The organism is uncultured Cellulomonas sp. (assembly GCF_947494015.1).
Taxonomy (GTDB): Bacteria; Actinomycetota; Actinomycetes; order Actinomycetales; family Cellulomonadaceae; genus Pengzhenrongella.
The window spans coordinates 44,791-51,205 of the sequence record NZ_CANLTL010000021.1 but is presented as its reverse complement, the minus strand read 5'-3'; the positions used below and the strand labels follow the sequence as shown (position 1 = coordinate 51,205).

Genomic DNA, 6,415 nt, shown 5'->3' with positions numbered 1-6,415 from the left:
ACGTGCTGGACCGTTGGAGCGAGCCGAACGGTCGACAACGTCGCACTCGGCCCCGGACGGCCGCCCTCACCCCGCCGAGTGCGACGTGCTGGACCGTTGGAGCGAGCCGAACGGTCGACAACGTCGCACTCGGCCCCGGACGGCCGCCCTCACCCCGCCGCACTCGGCGCGTACGGACGTGGCTGGGTGGGGTGGGGATCAGGCGAGGGCGGCGCGGACGGCCTGCTCGAGGGACGTCGGGGCCCGGCCCAGGAGGCGGGCGAGGTCGTCGCTGTCCGTCTCGAGGTCCCCGCGCGCGATCGCCTCGTCGAGCGACGCCACGAACGCGGCCGTGCCGGCGTCCAGGCCGGCGGACTCCAGCGTCGCGGCGAACTCGTCGGTCGCCAGCGCCCGGTGGGTGACCGGTCGCCCGCCGGCCTCGCTGACGGTCGCGGCCAGCTCGGCGAAGGTGAACGCCGGGCCGCCGAGCTCCAGGACGACGTCACCGTCGGCGTCGCCGACCAGCGCCGCAGCCGCAGCCTCGGCGTAGTCGGCGCGGGGGGCCGCCGAGACCCGTCCGGAGCCGGCGGCCCCCACGATCTCCCCCTGCTCGAGGTACCGGGGGAGCTGGTCGGTGTAGTTCTCGGTGTACCAGCCGTTGCGCAGCACGGTGAACGGCAGGCCGGACGAGCGCAGCACCTCCTCGGTGGCCCGGTGGTCCGGTGCGAGCGGGTTCTCGGTGGTGTCCGCGCGCAGGATGCTCGTGTACGCGATCCGCTCGACGCCGGCCGCCCGGGCGGCCGCGACGACCGCGCTGTGCTGCCCGACCCGCTGCCCGACCTCGTCGCCCGAGATCAGCAGCACGCGGCGCACGCCGTCCAGGGCCGGCCCGAGGGTGTCCGGGCGGGAGTAGTCGCCCTCGCGGACGACGACGCCGCGGTCGGCCAGGTCGGCGACCTTCGCGGGCGTCCGGACGACGGCGACGACGTCGTCCGCCCCCACCCCGCGGGCCAGCAGGCTCTCGATGACGAGGCGGCCCAGGTGGCCGCTGGCTCCGGTGACGGCGTACGTCGGCATGGGTGCTCCAGTGCTGGTCGGGACAGTCAGGGTGACGTCCGACGACAACCCGGCGCGACGGCGCCGTGTTCCGGGCCGTCGCCGGCGGTGAGGTGTCAGCCCTGCGCAGCCGCGCCCCAGCCGTGCCAGCGGTCGACGCGGACCCGCACGCTGACCCGGGGCCGGTCCCGGTTGGGGTACGGGTGGCCGGTGTAGTGGATCGACAGACGGTCGATGTCGGCCAGGTCGCCGTCGTCGGTGACCGACACGACCGTGCCCTGGACGCTGACGTGGGTGTACCAGTCGCCCTCGGCCAGTGCGGTCAGCGAGACCCGGGGGTCCCGGTGCAGGTGGGCCAGGCGCGCCCGCCCGCCGTCGAGGTTGAGCAGCACGGTGCCGTCGTCCTCGAGCAGGTACCAGGTGGCGACGGTGACCGGTCGGCCGTCGGCGGCGACCGTCGCCATCACGGCCGGGTTCGGGCGGGCGAGCAGGGCGGCGACGTCGTCGGGCAGGGGCGGGACGGGCACGGGGACCTCCGGGGTCGGCGGGACGAGGGGTCCACGGTCGCGCACATCGGCGCCCGCGCAAGTGCGCCGTCCGCGGCGCTCGGCGGCGCGGGCGTGCGGGCGCCGCCCGGGGCGCCCGGGTGCGCGGTGCGCGTCGCCGTCAGTCCACGAGCCGGAACGCGTCCTGCGCGATCCCCACCATCGTCCCGGCTGCGACCGCGTCGGCGACCTCCTCGGCGGCGGTCTGCAGGACGACGACGGTCAGGTCTCCGTCGGCGTCCCGCGCGGCCCACGAGCCGCCCATGGTCCCGGTCGAGCTGCCGCCCTTGAACGCCACCGACGGCCACCGTGCCGGGTCGACCTCGATGCCGGGGTTCGCGGTGAGGACGTCGGTCACCGGAGCCCCGTGCGGGGTGCCGGCGCGCTCGGCCAGCGCCACGTGCGCCGCGCACAGGTCCGTCGCCGTCGCCGTCCAGTCGACGCCGTCCGGCCACACCGCGGTGGACGGCAGCGCCGCGGTGTCCACCCGCAGCGGACCCTCGGGCAGCTCGGAGAGGATCGCCCGTCGGCCGGCGGTGTCGGCCTCCCGCCACCGCTCGCGCAGCTGCGCGCCACCGCCCCACCCGAGCCAGAACAGCTCGCGGGTGGTCGGCAGCGGCACGAGCGCACCGGGGTCGCTGTGCCCCATGTCGGCGACGGCGGCCTCCACCCGGTCCCGGCCGACGGCCTGCACCAGCAGGTCCGTGGCCGTGTTGTCGCTGATCGCGATCATCTTCTCGGCCGACTCCCGCACGGTCACGACGGTGCCGGTCGGTGCGTCCTGCAGCTCGCCGGACGGCAGCGACCGGACGGCGTGGGTCACGGTGAGCTCGGTGTCCCATGTCAGGTCCCCACGGCCGACGGCGTCCACGACGGCGCCCAGGACGTACAGCTTCACCATCGAGCCGATCGGCAGCGCGGCGTCCGGCGCCGACCCGGCGGGCGTCCCGGCGACGGGGACGCACGCGCCGTCCTGGACCGCGGCGACCAGGAACGACGTCTGCGCCGGGAGCTCGCGGACCTCCTCGAGCAGGTCCTCCCAGGACGCGGCGGGGTCGCGCGGCGGCGCGGGCTCGGAGAACAGCAGCCCGGCGACGCGGCCGGCCGCGTCCACACCGAGCTCCATGAGCAGGTCGCCGTCCGGGCCCGCGAGCCGGACCGCGACCCCCGACGACGACGACCGCACCTCGGTCGCCGTCCACGGTCCCGCGGCGCGCAGCCCGTCGACGATCTCCAGCAGCCGCGCCGGTGGGACGCTCGCCACGAACTCGGCGCCGAACCGCTCGCTCACGTCGGCCTCCGAGGGCTGCGCGCCCGGTGCCAGCTGGTCCAGCACCCACCGCGCCTGGCGGCCGGCGGCGTCGTCCGGCAGCGCGACGGCGGACGCCCCGGGGCTGGCGGTCACGGCACCGGGGGAGGACGGCTCCGCGGGCGACGACGGCCCCGAGCAGCCCGCGACGCCGAGCGTCACCAGGCCCACCACGACCGCGACCCGGGCGTGCGGGACCCGGTCGCCGGGACGTCGGCGTCGTCGTCCCGGCGGCGCCGGCAGCACGGGGTGCGCCGGTGGTCGCGACGGGGCGGGGTCCGGGTCGGCGGCGGCCATGGGCACCTCTCGGGTGTCGGGTTCGGCACGGGCGGGTCGTGCCGCCTCAGTGTCCCGGCCGCGGTGCCGATAGGGGAGGCGAACTGCCCGCGCGCCGCAGACCGAGAGGACGGACATGCCCGACGCGCTCTCCGGCGACGTCGTGACCGGTCCACCGGCACCGGCGACCGGCACCACCCGCTGGACGGTCCGGCACGTGCTGGCCGCCGGCTTCTCGCTCGCCCTGGCAGGCCTGCTCGCGGTCGGCAGCATCGCCTTCACCCAGATCGGCGACCTCACCGACGAGTACAGGCCCGTGCTGCACACCTACGAGGTGCTCGCCGAGATCGGTGCCGTCCAGGAGCTGCTGTACGCCGCCGAGACCAGCCAGCGCGGGTACCTGCTCACCGGCGACCCCTCCTACCTGACCCCCTACGACGCCGCCGTCCCCGCCATCCCGCTCCGGCTCGCGCGACTCGCCGAGCTGACCAGCGACAACCCCCGCCAGGCGCGCACGCTGGTGGCCATGGGCGCCCCCCTGCAGGACCGGCTGCGGCTGCTCGACCTCACGATCGACGCCCGGCGGCTGCACGGGCTGGACGCCGCCGTCGCCTCTGTGGAGACCGGGCAGGGCGCGCGCGACATGGACACGGTCCGCGGGCACCTGCGCGCAATGCAGGAGGAGGAGCAGCGGCTCCTCGACCAGCGGCTCGCCGCCAGCGCCGCGACCGCCGCCCGCACCCGGCTGCTGATCGCCGGGCTCGTGCTCGGCGGTGCCGCGCTGGTGGTGTCCGTGGGGTTCGCGGTCAGCCGCGCGCTCATCGTGCCGGTGCGCCGGGTGACGGCCGCCGCGCTGCGCATCGACCAGGGCGACCTCAGCCGGCCCGCGCGGGTGCGCGGCCCGCGCGAGCTCGCGCAGATGGCGGCCGCGGTGAACCGGTCGGTGGAGACGATCGCGCACGCCCGGGACCAGGCGGTGTCCGCCACCGCGGCGAAGTCGTCGTTCCTCGCCGCGATGAGCCACGAGATCCGCACCCCGATGAACGCCGTCATCGGGATGACCGAGCTGCTCCTGGAGACGGACCTGACCGCGGAGCAGCGCGACTACACCCGCATCGTGCACGACAGCGGCGACGGCCTGATGTCGATCATCAACGACATCCTCGACTTCTCGAAGATCGAGTCCGGCGCGCTCGAGCTCGACGACGAGCCGTTCGACGTGCGCAGCTGCCTCGAGGGTGCGCTCGGGCTCGTCGCGATGCCGGCCGGCGAGAAGGGGCTCGAGCTCGTCCTGGACGTGGCCGCCGACGTCCCCGTGGTGCTGCGTGGCGACGTCACCCGGCTCCGGCAGATCTTCGTCAACCTGCTCAACAACGCCGTGAAGTTCACCCCCGACGGCGAGGTCGTCGTGACCGTGGGTGTCGTGCCGGCGCCGGACGACACCCCCGACGCCCCGGCCGGTGGCCGGACGTGCGACGCGGCGTCGGGCGGCGAGTCCGACGCCGGGCCCGACGCCGGGTCGGCCCTCGCCGCGGCGCCGGCGGACCCGGGCGCCCTGGTGCTGCGGGTGGACGTGCAGGACACGGGGATCGGCATCGCACCGCAGGCCCTGCCGCGGCTGTTCCGGCCCTTCACCCAGGCGGACACCTCCACGACCCGCCGCTACGGCGGGACCGGTCTGGGCCTGGCGATCAGCCGCCGGCTCGCCCGGGCGATGGGGGGCGACGTCACGGTCGTCAGCGCACCCGGCGCCGGGTCGACCTTCACGGTCACCGCCCGGGTGCACGTCGCGTCGCTGGGCCCGCTCGGGCCCGCGGCCGACGGTCCGCAGGAGGCGGACGCCGCGACCCAGCAGCGCGCGCTCGAGGGACGCTCGGTGCTCGTCGTCGACGACAACTCCCACAACCGTCGGGTGCTGCAGTCGCAGCTCGAGCGGTGGGGCATGCGGTGCACCTCCGTCGACTCGCCGCAGCGGGCGCTGGCGCTGGTGGCGTCCGGGGCGACGTTCGACATCGCGGTGCTCGACCTGCACATGCCGGTCATGGACGGCGAGCAGCTCGGCGTCGCGCTGCACGTGCTGCCCGGTGCGCGGCGCATGCCGCTCGTGCTGCTGACCAGCCTGGCGTGGCGTCCGGACCCCGGGCACCGCGACCTGTTCGCCGGGGCGCTGCTCAAGCCGGTCCGCAGCGACGCGCTGCGCCGCGAGCTGGCGCTGGCCCTGGGCGCCACCGCCCACGCCGTCCGGGGCCTGGCCGCCGGCGGACCCGGCCCGGACGCCGACCGCACGCCCCGCACCCCGGGCGCGGGGGTGCGGATCCTGCTGGCGGAGGACAACCCGACCAACCAGCGGGTCGCCCAGCTCATGCTGGCCGGGATGGGCCTGGCGGTCGACATCGTCGCCGACGGCGCCGCGGCGGTCCGGGCCGCGCGCCGCACCGCGTACGACCTGGTGCTCATGGACATGCAGATGCCCCGCATGGACGGCCTCGAGGCGACCCGCCGGATCCGCGAGCAGTCGCCGGCAGGACGTCGCCCGTACATCGCGGCGATGACCGCCAACGCGATGGTCGAGGACCGCACCGCCTGCCGCGAGGCCGGCATGGACGGCTTCCTCGCCAAGCCCGTGCGTCGCCAGGACCTGCACGCCGTCGTCGCCGAGGCCGGGCGGCGGGCCGGTGCCGACCTCCCGGTGGTCACCGCCGTCCCGTCGCCGCGGCCACCGGCCGACCTGGTCGATCCGGTCGATCCGGTCGATCCGGCCGGCCCGGCCGGCCCGGCCCCGTCGCCCGCGGACGGCCGTGCCGAGCGGGAGCAGGCGGTCCGGGTCCGCCTGGCCGACCTGGGGCATCCCGACTTCCCGGACGACGACGCGCTGCTCGCGACGCTGCTGCGCTCGTTCCTGCGCCGCGCCCCCCAGCACCTGACCGACCTGCGCGCGGCGGCCGCGACCGGGGACCGCGACACCCTCGAGCGGGTGGCGCACAGCCTCAAGGGCGCCGCCCTCAACCTCGGCGTCGACCGGCTGGCCGCGCTGTGCGAGACGGTCGAGGGCCACGGGCGCCGCGGCACCACCGCCGGCCTGCCGGCGGTGCTGGACGCCGCCGCCGCCGAGCTCGCCGTGGTGTCGCCGATCGTGTCGGCGCTCGCGGCCGAGCTCGACGTGCCACGTGCGCAGCGGCACCCGGCAGGTCCCGGTCCGGTGCCCACCGGCGCGCCGAGCTGACCCCGCGCGACGCCCGGGCGAGACGTC

4 protein-coding genes are annotated in these 6,415 nt (G+C 76.7%); 1 reads left to right on the top strand and 3 read right to left on the bottom strand.

The features are described from left to right. Positions 1–198: 198 nt before the first annotated feature. The 3 genes from Q0840_RS18010 to Q0840_RS18000 form a co-directional block, all read right to left on the bottom strand. Complete coding sequence (locus Q0840_RS18010) at positions 199–1,056, bottom strand: NAD(P)H-binding protein (protein WP_298462212.1); 858 nt, start codon at positions 1,054–1,056, stop codon at positions 199–201. 95 nt (positions 1,057–1,151) lie between these two features. Further along, a complete protein-coding gene (locus tag Q0840_RS18005) occupies positions 1,152–1,562 on the bottom strand; it encodes a TIGR03618 family F420-dependent PPOX class oxidoreductase (protein WP_298462209.1) in 411 nt (136 codons plus the stop codon). Between the two features lie 139 nt (positions 1,563–1,701). Beyond that, the gene (locus Q0840_RS18000; protein ID WP_298462206.1) at positions 1,702–3,186 is read right to left on the bottom strand and encodes a Cpe/LpqF family protein; all 1,485 of its coding nucleotides are present in this window, start codon (positions 3,184–3,186) and stop codon (positions 1,702–1,704) included. A 115-nt stretch (positions 3,187–3,301) separates the two neighbouring features. On the opposite strand from Q0840_RS18000, the gene Q0840_RS17995 reads away from it, so the two are divergent. Then, the gene (locus Q0840_RS17995; protein WP_298462203.1) at positions 3,302–6,388 is read left to right on the top strand and encodes a response regulator; all 3,087 of its coding nucleotides are present in this window, start codon (positions 3,302–3,304) and stop codon (positions 6,386–6,388) included. Positions 6,389–6,415: the final 27 nt, after the last annotated feature.